General features: G+C 67.2%; 15 protein-coding genes. 5 read left to right on the forward strand and 10 right to left on the reverse strand.

What is annotated here, in order from left to right; translation table 11 throughout:
* Window positions 1-139: 139 nt before the first annotated feature.
* Window positions 140-1,156 (forward strand): Rv2578c family radical SAM protein, encoded by a 1,017-nt coding sequence (locus ACNUDN_RS12390; RefSeq protein WP_419122220.1) that lies wholly within the window; start codon window positions 140-142, stop codon window positions 1,154-1,156.
* Window positions 1,157-1,162: 6 nt separating this feature from the next.
* Here the strand turns inward: ACNUDN_RS12390 and ACNUDN_RS12395 are convergent, their stop codons facing one another.
* Together ACNUDN_RS12395 and ypfJ are read right to left on the reverse strand one after the other, a co-directional pair.
* A complete protein-coding gene (locus ACNUDN_RS12395; protein ID WP_419122221.1) occupies window positions 1,163-2,860 on the reverse strand; it encodes a DUF885 domain-containing protein in 1,698 nt (565 codons plus the stop codon).
* Window positions 2,853-3,749, reverse strand: a complete 897-nt coding sequence (gene ypfJ / locus ACNUDN_RS12400; RefSeq protein ID WP_419122222.1) for a KPN_02809 family neutral zinc metallopeptidase — start codon at window positions 3,747-3,749, stop codon at window positions 2,853-2,855. Before ypfJ ends, ACNUDN_RS12395 begins: the two co-directional genes overlap by 8 nt.
* Before the next feature lie 75 nt (window positions 3,750-3,824).
* On the opposite strand from ypfJ, the gene ACNUDN_RS12405 reads away from it, so the two are divergent.
* Window positions 3,825-5,312: a carboxylesterase/lipase family protein gene (locus ACNUDN_RS12405; protein WP_419122223.1), complete on the forward strand. Its 1,488-nt coding sequence runs from the start codon at window positions 3,825-3,827 to the stop codon at window positions 5,310-5,312.
* A gap of 23 nt (window positions 5,313-5,335) precedes the next feature.
* On the opposite strand, the gene ACNUDN_RS12410 is transcribed toward ACNUDN_RS12405, so the two are convergent.
* Window positions 5,336-5,839: an SRPBCC family protein gene (locus ACNUDN_RS12410; protein WP_419125130.1), complete on the reverse strand. Its 504-nt coding sequence runs from the start codon at window positions 5,837-5,839 to the stop codon at window positions 5,336-5,338.
* Window positions 5,840-6,013: 174 nt separating this feature from the next.
* Here ACNUDN_RS12410 and aspS point away from each other — a divergent pair, with 174 nt between their 5' ends.
* Window positions 6,014-7,819, forward strand: a complete 1,806-nt coding sequence (gene aspS / locus ACNUDN_RS12415; RefSeq protein ID WP_419122224.1) for an aspartate--tRNA ligase — start codon at window positions 6,014-6,016, stop codon at window positions 7,817-7,819.
* Complete coding sequence (locus ACNUDN_RS12420; protein WP_419122225.1) at window positions 7,816-8,283, forward strand: nitroreductase family deazaflavin-dependent oxidoreductase; 468 nt, start codon at window positions 7,816-7,818, stop codon at window positions 8,281-8,283. Before aspS ends, ACNUDN_RS12420 begins: the two co-directional genes overlap by 4 nt.
* Window positions 8,284-8,305: 22 nt before the next feature.
* On the opposite strand, the gene ACNUDN_RS12425 is transcribed toward ACNUDN_RS12420, so the two are convergent.
* Entirely contained in the window at window positions 8,306-9,490 is a 1,185-nt protein-coding gene (locus ACNUDN_RS12425; protein ID WP_419122226.1) for a thiolase family protein, read from the reverse strand.
* 96 nt (window positions 9,491-9,586) lie between these two features.
* Between ACNUDN_RS12425 and ACNUDN_RS12430 the strand changes: the two genes are divergently transcribed.
* A complete protein-coding gene (locus ACNUDN_RS12430) occupies window positions 9,587-10,075 on the forward strand; it encodes a winged helix-turn-helix transcriptional regulator (protein WP_419122227.1) in 489 nt (162 codons plus the stop codon).
* On the opposite strand, the gene ACNUDN_RS12435 is transcribed toward ACNUDN_RS12430, so the two are convergent.
* From ACNUDN_RS12435 to ACNUDN_RS12460, 6 genes are all read right to left on the reverse strand, one after another.
* Window positions 10,076-10,897 (reverse strand): BtpA/SgcQ family protein, encoded by an 822-nt coding sequence (locus ACNUDN_RS12435; RefSeq protein WP_419122228.1) that lies wholly within the window; start codon window positions 10,895-10,897, stop codon window positions 10,076-10,078. It lies immediately after the preceding gene.
* 45 nt (window positions 10,898-10,942) lie between these two features.
* The gene (locus tag ACNUDN_RS12440; protein WP_419122229.1) at window positions 10,943-11,713 is read right to left on the reverse strand and encodes an SDR family NAD(P)-dependent oxidoreductase; all 771 of its coding nucleotides are present in this window, start codon (window positions 11,711-11,713) and stop codon (window positions 10,943-10,945) included.
* Between the two features lie 5 nt (window positions 11,714-11,718).
* A complete protein-coding gene (locus ACNUDN_RS12445; protein ID WP_419122230.1) occupies window positions 11,719-12,804 on the reverse strand; it encodes an ABC transporter ATP-binding protein in 1,086 nt (361 codons plus the stop codon).
* Window positions 12,805-12,826: 22 nt separating this feature from the next.
* Window positions 12,827-13,642 carry a carbohydrate ABC transporter permease gene (locus ACNUDN_RS12450; RefSeq protein ID WP_419122231.1) on the reverse strand — a complete coding sequence of 272 codons (816 nt, stop codon included), beginning with the start codon at window positions 13,640-13,642 and terminating at the stop codon, window positions 12,827-12,829.
* Window positions 13,639-14,502, reverse strand: coding sequence for a carbohydrate ABC transporter permease (locus tag ACNUDN_RS12455; RefSeq protein WP_419125131.1), 864 nt, complete (start codon window positions 14,500-14,502; stop codon window positions 13,639-13,641). The genes ACNUDN_RS12450 and ACNUDN_RS12455 overlap by 4 nt, the downstream gene beginning before the upstream one ends.
* A 65-nt stretch (window positions 14,503-14,567) precedes the next feature.
* Entirely contained in the window at window positions 14,568-15,914 is a 1,347-nt protein-coding gene (locus tag ACNUDN_RS12460) for an ABC transporter substrate-binding protein (protein WP_419122232.1), read from the reverse strand.
* Window positions 15,915-15,917 lie beyond the last annotated feature (3 nt).

Raw genomic sequence — 15,917 nt, forward strand, 5'->3', positions numbered from 1 at the left:
GTGCCCCTTCATGTTCTGCGCCGAGGGTGCGATTCTGCGCCCTCACCCCGGCCTTGCCGCAAGCCCCCACCCCGAGGGTATGGTGGATGCAGCGGTCAGCGGTGCTTGACTCGCCATCGAACGTATGTTCGCATAGGGTATGCGCTGGGCGGGTCAAGGTGTCGACGTCGACGACGGTGCGCTGCCCGGCCTGCAGCGTATCGGTTTGATCCGCAGCGTACGTACCCCGCAATTCGACGGAATCACGTTCCACGAGGTGCTCTGTAAGTCGGCGTTGAACAAGATCCCGGAGCGGTCCTCCGTTCTTCCCTTCCGCTACACCGTCAACGGTTACCGCGGGTGCTCACACGCCTGCCGTTACTGTTTTGCCAGGCCCACCCACGAGTATCTGGAATTCGACTGCGGGCGGGATTTCGACACCCAGGTGGTGGTGAAGACCAACGTCGCCGACGTGCTGCGCCGTGAACTCCGTCGGCCCTCGTGGACGCGGGAAACCGTTGCGCTGGGCACGAATACGGATCCGTATCAGCGTGCTGAGGGGCGGTATGCGCTGATGCCGGGCATCATCGGTGCACTCACCGACTTCGGGACGGGTTTCTCGATCCTCACCAAGGGCACGTTGCTGCGCCGCGATCTACCGCTGCTGGTGGAGGCGGCCCGGGTGGTCGAGGTCAGTGTTGCGGTGTCGCTGGCCGTCGGCGATCCCGAGGTGCACAGTCTGGTGGAGCCCGGAACGCCGACCCCCGAGGCGCGGCTCACCCTGATCTCGGCGATCCGTTCGGCCGGACTGGACTGCCACGTGATGGTGGCCCCGGTGCTGCCAGGGCTGACCGACTCCCAGGATCACCTCGACGACCTGTTCGGGCGGATAGCCGCGGCCGGCGCGACCAGCGCGACGGTGTTCGGTCTGCATCTGCGGGGGAGCACCCGCGGTTGGTTCATGGACTGGTTGGCGCGCACCTATCCGCACCTGGTCGGGGACTACCGGCGGCTGTATCGGCAGGGGGCTTATCTGCCCGCCGAGTACCGCGCCGAGTTGGCCCGCCGGGCGGCGCCCTTGTTGGCCCGGCACGGTTTGACGGGCGGGTCGCGGATGAGCCCTGCCCGGCCGGTCCGCGCCGCGATCCCCGCGCCGTTGCAGCCGACGCTGTTCTGATCCCGATCAGGTCTGACCGCGTCCGGCCGACCGCGACGGCGCGGCCGTGTCGACGGCATAGGCCGGCGGGGGCTGGTCGCCCAGTAGCGCCGATCTGAGCACGTCCAGCGGTAGGCCGCCCAGATCCAGTGCGCGACTGTGGAACTCCTTGAGCGGCACACCGCGGGTGATCATCTCGTCGCGCAGTTGTTGCCAGATCCGCTGTCCGATCGCATACGACGGCGCCTGGCCGGGCCAGCCGAGGTAGCGGTCCAATTCGAACCGCAGGTTCTCCTCGGCCATCGCGCTGTGGGCCTGCAGGAAGGTCCAGGCCCGGTGGGCGTCCCAGATACCGCCGTCGGGGGAGGTCATCCCGCAGTGCACGCCGATGTCGATGACCACGCGTGCGGCCCGGAACCGCTGGGCGTCGAGCATTCCCATCCGGTTGCCGGCGTCCTCCAACCAGCCCAGCTCGGCCATCAGCCGCTCGGCATACAACGCCCAGCCCTCACCGTGGCCGGACACCCAGCATCCCAGCCGGCGCCAACGGTTGAGTTGATCGGCCAGCACCACCGCCCGACCGATCTGCAGGTGATGGCCCGGTACCCCTTCGTGGAACACCGTGGTGGTCTCCTGCCAGGTGTGAAAGGTGGTGACCCCCCGCGGCACCGACCACCACATCCGGCCAGGGCGGGACAGATCCTCCGACGGGCCGGTGTAGTAGATCCCGCCGGTGTGGGTCGGCGCGATCCGGCACTCCAGCCGCCGCAGTGGTGCGGCGATGTCGAAGTGCCGGTCGGCCAGCGCGTCGACGGCGCGGTCGGAGAGCTCCTGCATCCAGCGCTGCAGCGCATCGGTGCCGTGGACGAGGTAGCGTTCCTCGCCGTCGAGTCGGCGTAACGCCTCGGCCGCCGACGTACCCGGGTAGAGCCGGTCGGCGATCGCGTCCTGTTCGGCGACGATGCCCTCGAGCTGGTCCAGTCCCCAGGCATAGGCTTCGTCGAAATCGACTGCAGCACCGAGGAAGGACCGTGACAGCAGGTGATAGTCGTCACGTCCACACCCGTCGGAGGCCTTGGCGTGCGGGCCGATCTCGTCCCTGAGCACGGTGCCCAGAGACGCGTAGGCATTCGCGGCGTCTTCGGCGTGGGTGCGCAGTTGGTCCCGTAGGGCCGGATGGTCGGGGGCCTCGGCGACCATGCCGATGAACAACTCGGCGTTCTGAGCCGCTTGCTGGACGCCCCGGCGCACCTGACGTGCGGCCGGCGCCCGACCGTGTGCCGCCGAGGCGCGCAACGCATCGGCGTATCCGGCGACCCGCTCGGGAATCCGGCTCAACCTGCGGTCGATGATCGCCCAGTCGTCCGCGGTGGCGCTCGGCATCAGATCGAACACGTCGCGCATGGTCTGCAGCGGCGAGGCGATGACGTTGAGTTCACCGAGATCGAGTCCGCTGTCGTGCAATTCGACGAGTACGCCCAGACGTTCGCGCATCGCGGCGACGGTGACCTCGTCGACACTGTCGGCGGGCTCGGCGCTCTCGAGTTCGCGCATTGCGGCGCGGGCGGCGTCGGCCCGTGCCCGCACTCCATCGGGGGAGTAGTCGGTGATCTCGTCGTCGTATCCGGAGATACCGGATTCGGTGGCTGCGCACGGGTCCAGCGCAGCGGAGTTCTCCAGGTAGCGCTCGGCGACCGCGTCGACGGCGGTGGTGGCCCTAGCCAAGGTTATTCGTCGTGAAGGTGTCGCATTGGTTCGGGTCACCGCTCTGGTAGCCGGTGGTGAACCACTTCTGCCGTTGCGCCGAGGAACCGTGGGTCCACGACTCCGGGCTGACCCGTCCCGTCGCCGCTTCCTGGATGCGGTCGTCGCCGACCGCGGACGCCGCCGACAGCGCGTCAGCGATGTCCTTGTCGCTCAGGGGTTCCAGGAACGGCACATCGGTACCCTCCTGCTTGGTGACGGCCGCGTAGTGCGCCCACACTCCGGCGTAGCAGTCGGCCTGGAGTTCGGTGCGCACCCCACCGCCGGTGGGGCCCGTCGGATCCTGCTGGGCGCGGCCCAGTACTCCCTGCAGGTTCTGCACATGGTGGCCGAACTCGTGGGCGACGACGTACTCTTCGGCGAACGGTCCACCGCTGGAACCGAACTGGTCGCGCAGGACGTCGAAGAAGCCGGTGTCGAAGTAGGCGGTCTGGTCGACGGGGCAGTAGAACGGACCGACCTCGCTGCTGGCGAAGCCGCATCCGGAGGTCTGGACGCCGTTGGTGAACAACTCCATCTTGGGGCGGGTGTAGCCGGGCATCAGCTGCGTCCACACACCGTCGAGGGAGTTCCCGGTGGCCACCACGCGGCACTGCACGATGTTGTTGGCGTCGGCACCGGTTCTGCACTGGCTCAGATCGAAGCCCGGCGCCTCCACCGCCTGGGTGTCCATCGGTGGCTGCTGCTGGAGGACAGTGCCCGGATCGACGCCCAGGAACAGGGCCACCACCACGATCAGCAGGCCACCGAGGCCACCTCCGACGGCGATGCCCCGACCGGGACCGCGGCCCCCACCGCTGCTGGTCGATGTGGTGCTGGTGTCGATTCGCATGCCTTCGTTGAAGGTCATCGCGCCACCTCCGTGTGCTTCGGCCGGTCACCTGACGCCGGTGCCGGTCCAGCTTCGCACACTACGATTTGTCTCGTGGCCGTCGTCGCCGGAGATCCCACTGTCCTGACCACCCCGTCGGGCGCCCTGCGCGGCGAAATCGAGGCGGGCATCGGTGTGTGGCGTGGTGTGCCCTACGCCGAGCAGCCCGTCGGGGAGCGGCGCTTTCAGGCCCCCGAGCCGCTCAAGCCGTGGACCGGGGTGCGCGATGCGCGTAGCCACGGCCCTTTGCCGCCGCAGAGCAAGTCGTTCGTCGGTGGTGGGCGCGACGATCCGAAGGTGCGCGACGAGGCCTGCTTGACGCTGACGGTGTGGTCCCCGGACACCACCGCGTCGCTGCCGGTGATGGTGTGGATTCCTGGCGGCGCCTTCGTCTATGGCGCCGGGCAGTTCCAGCTGTACAACGGTTCCCGGCTGGCGGCCAACGGCAACGTCGTGGTCGTCAACCTCACTTACCGGATCGGGGTGTTCGGCGGATTCGAGTTGAGCGATCTCGGGACCGGCTTCGACGACAATCTGGCATTGCGCGACCAGATCGCGGCGTTGCAGTGGGTGCGGGAGAACATCGCCGCGTTCGGTGGAGATCCCGACCGGGTCACGGTGTTCGGGGAGTCCGCAGGCGCGACCTCGGTGCTGGCCTTGATGGCGGCACCGCCGGCGGCGACGTTGTTCCACCGGGCCATCGCGCAAAGCCCGGCGCTACCGCTGATCGCCGACCGCGAGTTCCGCGCCGCCAACGCCCACGAGTTCCTGCGTCGGCTCGACGTCGACGCCACCGAGGTGAAAACGCTGCCGCAGCGTCAGCTGCGCCGGGCGGCGGGCATCCTTCAGCTCAAGAGCGCATCGAACACCCCGACATTGGCCTACGGGCTCACCTATGGCACCGACCTGTTGCCGCGGCACCCCGTCGACGCCGCGCGTGCCGGTCGGACATCCGGGGTGCCGCTGATCATCGGCACCAACAGCCATGAGGCGTCGATGTTCGCCTGGACGAAACCGCCGATGTTGCCCACCACCAAGACCTCGATCGACGCGTACTTCGATCGGGTGGCGCCGCACGCTCGTCAGGATGTGCTGCGCGCCTACCCGGCATACCCACGGCGAAGCGCGTTGGTCGCGTTGGGCTCCGACGCCATGTTCGGCGGGCCGACCTGGGCGTTCGCCGATGCCTACAGCCGTATCGCGCCGACCCGGATGTACCGTTTCGATCACTTCGGACTCAGTCTGCGCCTGCTGGGGCTGGGCGCCACGCACGGCAGCGAGATCGTGCACATCCACCACAGCTACGAGTCCTTCATCGGGCGCAAACTGCATCCGCTGGGGCGGCGTGTGCAACCGGGTGTCGGGCGCCGGATGCAGCGGGCGTGGCTGGATTTCGCCCGCGAGTCCGTCGATGTCGACGACGAACACTGGCCGCTCTACGAGATCGAGGAACGACTGACCCGTCTGATCACCTCGACTCGTGACGTACTGGCGCCGGACCCGGATCGGGAGCGACGGTCAGCGTGGGCGGCGGTGTACTGACCGCAGACCGGTAGGCCGAGCGGTCATCGCAGCCCGAACCGCTCGTCGGTGTAGCGCCTCAGGTTGCGCAGGAAGCGCTGGAACAGCCATGCCATCACGGGTTTCCCGAGGGTCAGCCCCGCGCGCCCGGCCGGACCGTGAGGTTGGAGCGCCATGATCCAGGTGAGGTGGCACCCGTCGGCGGTGGGCACGATCCGGTAATCCTCGGCGAACGCCGAGATGCTCGACGTGTTCACTTCGTTGAAGCGGAACGCCATGCGCGTGAACGGCTCCCAGGCCAGGAACTCCTCGGCTCCGGTGATGCCGCCGCGCATGTCGACGGTGCGGGTCGTTCCGACGCCGCGGGGTTCCGGAGTCGTCCACGTGACGCGGGTGATCACGCTGGCCCAGCGCGGCCAGGAGGTCTCATCGGCGAGGACGTCGAACAGCTGCTGTGCGGTGATGGCCAGGTCCACGGTGCTGACGAAGCGGTACGGGGCGGTGTCGAGGAAATCCAGGCCCACCCGCTGACAAGAATGCATGACCATACACATTAGGCCATGGTGACTGGTCAGCCTGGCCACGTCGGTGTGCTGGTGGCCAAGGTCGATCTCGACACCCTCGACCCCGCCCCGCAGGTCTGTCCGGTGCCGCGACCTCGACCTCTAGACTGAGCTGTCGTCTGTCTACTTCGCAACCCACCGCGAGACTAGGAGTACTTCGTGCTGCGCACCCGCACCGCCGGTTCATTGCGGCCTGCCGACGCCGGTCAGACGGTGACGCTGGCCGGTTGGGTGGCGCGCCGTCGCGACCACGGTGGCGTCATCTTCATCGATCTGCGTGACGGTTTCTCCGCAGCCGACGATCGGGGAACCGGTCCTGGTGTGGCGCAGGTGGTGTTCCGGGAGGGGGAGGTGCTCGCCCAGGCGCATCGGTTGCGCTCGGAGTTCTGCGTCTCCGTCACCGGGGTCGTCGAGATCCGCCCGGAGGGCAACGCCAACCCGGAGATCGCCACCGGTGAGGTGGAGGTGAACGCCACCGAGCTGACTGTGCTCGGGGAGAGCGCAGCATTGCCGTTCCAGCTCGACGAGACCGCGGGCGAGGAGGCCCGGCTGAAGTACCGCTACCTCGACCTGCGCCGGGAAGTCCCCGGCAACGCGATCCGGCTCCGGTCGAAGGTGAACGCGGCAGCGCGCGCTGTGCTGGCCGAACACGACTTCGTCGAGATCGAGACGCCCACGCTGACGCGCTCCACACCTGAGGGCGCCCGTGATTTCCTGGTGCCCGCACGGCTGCAGCCCGGCTCGTTCTATGCGCTGCCGCAGAGCCCTCAGCTGTTCAAACAGCTGCTGATGGTCGCCGGGATGGAACGCTATTACCAGATCGCGCGGTGTTACCGCGACGAGGACTTCCGCGCCGACCGCCAGCCCGAGTTCACCCAGCTCGACATGGAGATGAGCTTCGTCGAGGCCGACGATGTCATCGCGGTCTCCGAGCAGATACTCCAGGCCATCTGGGCGCTGATCGGTTACGACCTGCCGTTGCCGTTGCCGCGGATCAGCTACGCCGACGCGATGCGCCGGTTCGGCTCCGACAAGCCCGATATGCGGTTCGGTCTGGAGCTGGTGGAGTGCACCGAGTACTTCTCCGATACGCCGTTCCGGGTGTTCCAGGCCCCCTATGTGGGCGCGGTCGTCATGCCGGGCGGCGCGTCACAGCCGCGCCGCACGCTCGACGGTTGGCAGGAGTTCGCCAAACAGCGCGGACACAAGGGGCTGGCCTACGTGCTGGTCGGCGAGGACGGGGAGCTCGCCGGGCCGGTCGCCAAAAACCTGTCCGACGCCGAGCGTGCGGGGTTGGCCGCACACGTCGGCGCGAGCCCGGGCGACTGTGTGTTCTTCTCCGCCGGGCCGACCAAGGCGGCGCGAGCGTTGCTGGGCGCCACCCGCATCGAGGTCGCCAAGCGTCTCGACATGATCGACCCGACGGCATGGGCGTTCACCTGGGTGGTGGACTGGCCGCTCTTCGAGCCCGCCGACGAGGCCACCGCGTCCGGGGACGTCGCAGTCGGCTCCGGGGCCTGGACGGCGGCACACCATGCGTTCACCGCACCGAAGCCGGAGTCCGTGACGACGTTCGACACCGACCCGGGATCGGCGATGGCCGACGCCTACGACATCGTCTGCAACGGCAACGAGATCGGTGGCGGCTCGATCCGTATCCATCGCAGTGACGTCCAGGAACGGGTCTTCGCGATGATGGGCATCGACCACGACGAAGCACGCGACAAGTTCGGATTCCTGTTGGATGCCTTCACTTTCGGCGCTCCGCCGCATGGCGGTATCGCGTTCGGCTGGGACCGGATCGTGGCGCTGCTGGCCGGACTGGATTCGATCCGGGAAGTGATCGCCTTCCCGAAATCCGGGGGTGGTGTCGACCCGCTGACCGACGCGCCGGCCCCGATCACCGCCGCGCAGCGCAAGGAGTCCGGGATTGACGTCAGGCCCGAGAAACTGGACAAGCCGTGAGCGCGCCCGACGGCAGCAGCACGCCGGACAAGGACACGCTGATCGCCGACGCCGCGGCGCTCGACGCCTTCAACCGCAACGTTGTCGAGGAGTTCCGTGCCAATGGCGGCAAGGTCGGCGGACCCTTCGAAGGCTCCACCCTGCTGCTGCTGCACACTACGGGCGCGAAGTCGGGAACCTCGCGGCTGTCCCCGCTGGCCTATCTGATGATCGACGACAAGATGGTGATCGTCGGGTCGTATGCGGGAGCCCCCAAACACCCCGCGTGGGTGCACAATCTGCGGGCACACCCGAGGGCCTACATCGAGATCGGCACCGACGCCTACGAAGTCGTCGTCCGCGAGCTGCCTGGGGACGAGCGGGAGATGGTCTATCGGCGCATCGTGCAGATGGCGCCGGTATTCGGTGAGTACCAAGCCAACACCGACCGCGCCATCCCGCTCTTCGAACTGACCCGCGCCTGATAACACCTGCGCAAGCAGGTGTTCAGAGTCGTTCGATGATGGTGGCGTTGGCCATTCCACCGGCTTCGCACATGGTCTGCAGCCCGTAGCGCCCGCCCCGCTGTTCGAGCGCATTGACGAGTGTGGTCATGATGCGGGCGCCGCTGGCGCCGAGAGGATGGCCGATGGCGATCGCGCCGCCGTTGACGTTGGTGCGGGACAGGTCCGCCCCGGTGTCGCGTGCCCAGGCCAGCACCACCGGCGCGAAGGCTTCGTTGACCTCGAACAGGTCGATGTCTGCCAGGGACAGCCCGGAACGGGCCAGCACCTTCTCGGTGGCCGGGATGACCCCGGTGAGCATGTAGAGCGGATCGGATCCGACGGCCACGGTGGTGTGGATGCGGGCCAGCGGTCGCAGTCCCAGGCGCCGTGCCGCCGCGCCGCTGGTGATCAGCACCGCGGCGCTGCCATCCGACAGCGGCGAGGAGTTCCCCGCGGTGATGCTCCAGTCGATCTGCGGAAAACGGGTGCCGAGCTCTGCGTTGTAGAACGCCGGCGGTAGGCCGGCAAGCGTCTCGACCGTGGTGTCGGGGCGAATGGTCTCGTCGGCCGTCAGGCCGGCGATCGGCGCCAGTTCATGATCGAACAGTCCCTCTTTGGCCGCGCGGGCCGCCTTGTGGTGGCTGCCGGCGGAGAATTCGTCGAGCGCGGCCCTCGACAGGTTCCATCGGGCGGCGATCAACTCCGCGCTGATCCCCTGGGCCACCAGACCTTCCGGGTAGCGCGCAGTCATCGCCGCGCCGAACGGGTTGCTTCCGGCAAGAACCGAGGAGCCCATCGGCACCCGGCTCATCGATTCCACCCCGGCGGCGATGACGACGTCGTACGCGCCGGCCAGTACCCCGTGCGCGGCAAAGCTGATCGCCTGCTGGCTGCTCCCGCACTGCCGGTCTACCGTCGTTCCCGGAACGCTTTCGGGAAAATCCGCGCCCAGCAACGCGTTGCGCGCGATGTTGACCGCTTGGTCGCCGACCTGGGTCACCGCACCGGCAATGACGTCATCGACCTGGGTCGGATCGATGTTGGTGCGCTCGATCAGCTCGCGCAAGCTGTGCGCCAGCAGATCTGCCGGGAGGATCTCATGCAGGGCGCCGCGGGCCTTGCCCTTGCCGATGGGGGTGCGGACGGCACCGACGATGACGGCGTCGCGATCGGAGTAGTCGGCCATGTGATCCTCCAGAGTCTCGTTACTGAGTATGGTTCGATGTACTTAGGTGTAACACCTAGGTTCAGAGATAGCTACCCAGCCTGTGGAGTGATGTACATGACAGTCCTGCAGGGCGTGCTGGCCGACCGCACCGCATGGTCGGCGGTGGGCCGGTGCCCGATCGAGAAGACGATGGCCGTGGTCGGCACCAAGTCCGCGATGCTCATCATGCGGGAGGCGTACTACGGAACCACCCGGTTCGACGACTTCGCCCGCCGCGTCGGCATCACCAAGGCGGCCACATCGACACGGCTCTCCGAACTCGTCGACGCCGGCCTGCTGACCAAGCGCAGATACCGGGAACCCGGTCAGCGCGCCCGAGACGAATACGTGCTGACCGAGGCGGGCACGGAGTTCATGCCCGTGGTGTTGGCGATGTTCGAATGGGGGCGAAAGCACTTCGACGGCACTCCGCTGGAGCTGACCCACCTGGGGTGCGGTGCTCCCGCCAGAGTTGAGATCACCTGCGGCCAAGGGCATCCCGTTCCCCCGGACGAGCTGGGGGTGCAGCTCGTCCGGGGCGCCGGTCCCGCCGGCGACGGGTGATCAGCCCAGGGTGGCGCGGAACTGTTTGGCCGCACCCATGAGCTCCTCGACCCTGGACTTCTCGACGGCGTTGGTGAACAGCCCGTCCTTCTTGAAGTACGTGCCGACGACGGCGCCGTCGGCGATTCCGAGCTGCAGGGCCACGTTCTCTGCCCGCACCCCGGTGTTGACGAACACCGGCACCTCGCCCGCCGCGTTCTTGACCACCTTCAACGCGTCCAGGTCGGTGGGGGAACCGGCGGTGGCGCCGGACACGCAGATCGCGTCCGGCAGCGTCGCAAAGACGGTGGTGCGGGTGATGGACTCCAGGTCGCGGTCGGCCAGATAGCGGGCTGATTCCGGGACGATGTTGAACAACAACTTCACCTGCGAGCCGCCGACCCGCGTGCGGTGGCGGGCGACTTCGCCGACGTTGGTGTCCCACAGCCCGAAATCGCTCGCGTACACCCCGGTGAAGATCTCACGGACGAACTTGGCGCCGGTGGCCACCGCGAGGTCGATCGACGCGCGACCGTCCCACAGCACGTTCACCCCGTAGGGCACCGCGATGTCGGGCAGTAGTTCGCCGATGATCCGCGCCATCGCGATCGCGGTGATGGGTTCGGTCTTGGTCAGGTACGGCAGGCTGAACTCGTTGCTGATCATGACACCGTCCACCCCGCCGCTCTGCAACGCCTCCAATTCGGTCCGGGCCCGCTCGACGACGGCCGCGATACCGCCGGCCGAGTCGTAGCCCGGATCGCCGGGCAGCGCGGACAGGTGCAGCATGGCGATGACGGGTTTCGCAACGTGGAAGACCTCGTCGAGCCAGGTGTTGGTCACTGAAAATGCCTTTCTCTCGGGATGTTCGGGGAGCCGGCCGGCGGCTCAGTCCATGTAGGCGCCACCGTTGACGGCCAGCGCCTCACCGGTGATGAAACGGGCGTCGTCGGAGAGCAGGAACGCCACCGCCCGGGCGACGTCGTCAGCCTGCTCCAGCCGACCCAACGGGGTGTCGGCGATCATCATGGCCCGCACGCCGTCGGTGGTGGTGCCGCGCAGTTCGGCTTCCCATTCCAGTTCGCGGGACTGCATGGGTGTTTCGACGAAACCGGGGCATACGCAGTTGACGGTGATGCCGTGCTCGCCGAGTTCGTAGGCCATCGCCTGGGTCAGGCCGACGACGCCGAACTTCGACGCCACATAGTCCGACAGGAAGGGCACCCGGCCCTGCTTGCCCGCCATCGAGGCGGTGTTGACGATCATCCCGGGCACGCCCGAGCGGACCATCTCCCGCGCCGCGGCCTGGCCGCAGATGAACACCCCCTTGAGATTGACGTCGAGGGTCTTCTCGTAGCGTTCGATGGGTGCGTCGAGGAAGCGGTGCATGAACGAGATCCCGGCGTTGCTCACCCAGGCATCGAGCCCGAACCGGCCGGCGATGTCGGCGGCGACACCCGCCGCAGACTCCGGTGCGGTGACGTCGAGCTGGGCGGACTCATGGCCTGCGGACGGATTCGGCAGGCCGGCAGCGACTTCGGCCGCGGCAGAGGCGTCGACGTCGGTGACCACCACCTGCCAGTTCCGTTGTGCCAAAGTGTTGGCGATGGCGCGTCCAATGCCCGAACCTGCGCCGGTCACCACGACAGTTCTCGTCATCTGTGCTACTCGTTTCCTATCTGTTCTGCTCGACCGACGAGGCGTCGGCCGGTGGCGGTGTCGAAGAGGTGTACGGCGTCCGGTCGCACGGCCAGGTCCACCGGCGTGCCCTCGCGGATGCCGGAAAGGCGCGAGGTCTCCACCACGCTGGTCAGTTCCGTACCGTGCGAATCGATGGTGACGATGGCGCGGGGGCCGAGATGTTCGATCAGGACCACCCGGGCGTCGGCGGCGTCGCCACCGACGGTGGGGAGCAGATCGTCGGGACGCACGCCGAGAGTGACCGGCCCGCCGACATCGGCTGCACCGACCGACAGGCTGAACCCGTCCGGGCCGGTGAACACCGAGCCGGCGATGTGTCCGTCGACAAGGTTCATCTTGGGGCTGCCGACGAATGCGGCGACGAAGGTGTCTGCGGGGCAGGCATACACCTGCTGGGGTGTGCCTTGCTGGGCGATCCGGCCATCGCGCATGACGATCATGCGATCCGACAGGGTCATGGCCTCTTCCTGGTCGTGTGTGACGTACACCGAGGTGATCCCCAGCCTGCGCTGGATCTGCAGCAGCTCGGTTCTCGTCTCGACCCGCAGTTTGGCGTCCAGGTTGCTCAACGGTTCATCGAACAGGAACACCGCCGGCTCCCGGATTATCGCCCGGCCGATCGCCACCCGCTGCTGCTGCCCGCCGCTGAGATCCTTGGGTTTGCGCTCCAACAGTTGGCCCAGGCCGAGGGATTCGGCGATCTCGGCGGTCCGGGCCAGCGCCTGACGCCGGGGAGTTTTGTTGGCGCGCAATGGAAAAGCGATGTTCTCCGCGACGGACAGATGTGGATAGAGCGCGTAGTTCTGGAACACCATCGCGATATCGCGGTCTCGCGGTTGCAGGTGGGTGACGTCCCGGTCGCCGATGGTGATGGTGCCCGAGGTGACTGTTTCCAGCCCGGCGAGCATTCGTAGCGAGGTCGACTTGCCGCAGCCCGACGGACCGACCAGGACCGTGAAGCTGCCGTCGGGCAACTCCAGGTCGAGGTCGGTGACGACAGAGGTGGTTCCGTACGCCTTGTGGACGCCGGAGAAGCGGACCGTTGCCATTGTGCGAGATACCTATCTGTGCCTAGAACTTCACCGCGCCACCGCTGATGCCTTGCACCAGCTTGCGCTGGATGAAGAAGCTCGCGATGACGACCGGGACCACCGCGATGAGGATCGCCGCGCTCATCGAGCCGATCTGCACACCACGGAATGTGTTGAAACCTGCGATGGCGACCGGCAGGATCGCCGCCTGGCCCGGGGCCAGGATCAGCCCGTAGAACAGGTCGTTCCAGGACAAAGTGAACCCGAAGATCGCCGCCGCCCCGATTCCCGGGTAGACCTGTGGAAGGACGACCAGCCGGAACGCCGCGAACCGGCTGAAACCGTCGACCTGCGCCTGCTCTTCCAGCGACCGGGGGACCGCCTCGAAGAAGCCGATGAGAAACCAGGTCACCACGGGCAGAACGAAACTCAGGTGCGCGAAGATCACCGGGATCAGGGTGTCGGTGAGCCGCAAGGCGTAGGCCATCGTCAGGAAAGGGAACACCAGCACCGCCGGTGGCAGCACCTGGGCGGCCAGCATGCCGAAGCGTGTCAGCGTGCCGCCGGCGCGGTAGCGCGCGATGGCATAGGCGCCCATGCTGCCGACCACGACGCTGATGCAGACGGTGACCAGCGCGACCAGCGCGCTGCGCCCCGCGGCGCCGAGGATTCCCGAAGTCAGCACGTTCTGCCAGCTTCCAAAGCTCGGCGTGAACGCGATCAGGAACGGATCATTGAGTTGCTCAGGGGTTTTCACGCTGGCCAGCGCGATCCAGACGATCGGGAAGAGCACCGTGATACCCGCCGCCCACAGCAGCGTCACCCGCAATACGGTGACCACGCTCGAACGGGTCATCGGACCTGTCCTCTGGTGCGGGCGGCTTCCATCCGGCGGAATGCGACGACGATCACGGTGAGCACGACGACCAGGACGACGAAAGCCATCGACGACGCCGAGCCGAGCCGGAAGAACTGTATTCCGGTCTGATAGATGAAGTACTGCAGTGTTTCGGTCTCGGTGCCGGGCCCACCCCGAGTGGTGGCGAACACGTACTCGAACACCTTCATGGCGTCCAGGCTGCGTAACAGGATGGCCACCACCAGCACCGGAGCCAGCAGCGGAAGGGTGACCCGGCGCAATACGTACCAGCCGCCCGCGCCGTCGACCCGCGCGGCGTCGAGGGGTTCCTTCGGGATCGACTCCAGCCCGGCCAGCAACAGCAACACCATGAAGGGCGTCCACTGCCATACGTCGATGAACGCCAGGGTGAACAGGGCCCGGCCCGGCCCGAAGAAGTCGTAGTCGATTCCCACCGTCTGCAGCATCGCCGGGATCGCACCGAGTTGGTCGTTGAGCAGGAACCGGAAGGTGAGGCCGACCGCGATCGGGGTGATGAACATCGGTGCGAGCAGCATCGAGCGAGTGAGATCGCGGGCCCAGCGTTGTTTCTGCAGAGCGAGCGCGATCGCCAGGCCGATCACCAGTTCCAGTCCGACGGCCACCACCACATAGAGCGCGGTGGTACCGAAAGCACCCCAGAACGCGCCGTCGGAGAACGTCGCGACGTAGTTGTCCGCGCCGACGAGCGCAGGTGCGCCGCGGTCGGTGAGCTTGTAGTCGGTGATGCTCAGATATGCGGCGTAGCCGAGAGGGAAACCGACCACCCCGACGAAGAGGGCGGCGAGGGGGGCGACCATACCGTGCTGAAATCTCATACGGGACTTCACGGCTGGTCTCGCTCCTTTCGTGGGGTGGTCGGTTTCCGGATTGGGGAGGGGCGTCAGCCCTGGATCCTCTCGGCGGCGGCCTGCGCGGCTGCGAGCGCATCGTCGACGCTCTTGGTCCCGGCCACCGCCTCGTTGAGTTCGGTGCCGACGGCTTGGATCATCTCCTCGCCGCTGGGGCCCTGACTCAGCGGTGCGGAGTCGGCCAGCAATTGCTCGACTGTCCGGTAGTACTCCTCACCGAACTGGCCCTGCAACACGGCGGGGTCCTGCAGGGTGCTCTGCCGGATTGCGGCGCCGCCCTTCTCGGTGCGGGTCACATCGTGCGGCTTGGAGGTCAGCCACGACACGAACGCCCAGGCTGCGTCGGGGGTGGCGGAATTGGTCGGGATGGCCCAACTCCACGACCCGAGTACCTGCTTGCCGCCCGGGATGGTCGCCAGCTTGATCTTGCCCGCCGCGGGGCCCGAGCCCGGCTCGTTGAGCGCGGGCAATTGCCAGTTGTAGTTGATCATCGATGCCGACTGATTGGCCGACACCGAACGCTGGGCCTCGTCCATGCTCCAGTTCAGGCTGTTGGCTGGCGCGGCATTGCGGTAGGTGTCGATATAGGCCTCCAGCGCGCGTTTGGCCTCCGGGGTGTTCAGTGTGACGTTGCCGTCGGCGTCGTATATCGAGCCCCCAGCGGCAAAGAGCCAGTTGCCCCACTCCTCGAAGATCTTGTAGCCGCGCTGGGGCTGCATCGCGATACCGGCCCGGTCGTCGGTCCTGAGCGCCTTGCTGGTGTTGACCAGATCCTCCAGGGTGGTCGGCACCTGCTGGTTGGCAGCGGCGAGATCGTCTGCGTTGTAAAGGTATCCGAGCGCGTAGTTGTAGAACGGGACGGCGTAACGGACCCCGTCGACGGTGGTGATATCGGTCAGCGGTGTGAAGAAGTCCGCGGCGTCGTAATCGGGTGTGCTGTCGATGCGGCTGTCGAGCGGCTGCAGGAAGTTCGCGTTGGCGAAGTCGACCATCCACGGGTTGTCGACCACGATGAGGTCGTAGGCCGGTGACGAGGACTGGAACGAAGACACCAACTTGTCGCGCATCTGGTCGTAGGTCAGCGACTCGATGTTGATGTCGACGCCGGGATATTCGGCGTTGAACTCGGACACCATCGACTGCACGATGTCGGTGTCGGGCACGTTCTCCATCAGGATCCGCACGGTGCCGGAGATGTCGGTCGGCACCTCTCCGGTGGCGGTGCCCTGGTCGGGGGCACTCTGCTCGGGTCCGCCGCTGCCCGCGCAGGCCGACAGCACCAGCGCGCAGACGGCCAGCAGGGCGAGTACGGCGGAGTGAGCGGCCCGGGTGAGCAGGCTGCGCCTCCGCCCCGGATGGGGCCATTGCGTGATTCTCATCGG

The organism is Mycobacterium sp. smrl_JER01 (assembly GCF_048513595.2).
Classification (GTDB): domain Bacteria; phylum Actinomycetota; class Actinomycetes; order Mycobacteriales; family Mycobacteriaceae; genus Mycobacterium.

Bases quoted from the DNA above. Each gene is read 5' to 3' on its own strand.
- ACNUDN_RS12450 (WP_419122231.1), bottom strand. From the start codon at position 13,642: ATGACCCGTTCGAGCGTGGTCACCGTATTGCGGGTGACGCTGCTGTGG.
- ACNUDN_RS12410 (WP_419125130.1), bottom strand. From the start codon at position 5,839: ATGGTCATGCATTCTTGTCAGCGGGTGGGCCTGGATTTCCTCGACACC.
- ACNUDN_RS12430 (WP_419122227.1), top strand. From the start codon at position 9,587: ATGACAGTCCTGCAGGGCGTGCTGGCCGACCGCACCGCATGGTCGGCG.
- ACNUDN_RS12425 (WP_419122226.1), bottom strand. From the start codon at position 9,490: ATGGCCGACTACTCCGATCGCGACGCCGTCATCGTCGGTGCCGTCCGC.
- ACNUDN_RS12445 (WP_419122230.1), bottom strand. From the start codon at position 12,804: ATGGCAACGGTCCGCTTCTCCGGCGTCCACAAGGCGTACGGAACCACC.
- ACNUDN_RS12390 (WP_419122220.1), top strand. From the start codon at position 140: ATGCGCTGGGCGGGTCAAGGTGTCGACGTCGACGACGGTGCGCTGCCC.
- ACNUDN_RS12440 (WP_419122229.1), bottom strand. From the start codon at position 11,713: ATGACGAGAACTGTCGTGGTGACCGGCGCAGGTTCGGGCATTGGACGC.
- ACNUDN_RS12455 (WP_419125131.1), bottom strand. From the start codon at position 14,502: ATGAGATTTCAGCACGGTATGGTCGCCCCCCTCGCCGCCCTCTTCGTC.
- ypfJ (WP_419122222.1), bottom strand. From the start codon at position 3,749: ATGACCTTCAACGAAGGCATGCGAATCGACACCAGCACCACATCGACC.
- ACNUDN_RS12460 (WP_419122232.1), bottom strand. From the start codon at position 15,914: ATGAGAATCACGCAATGGCCCCATCCGGGGCGGAGGCGCAGCCTGCTC.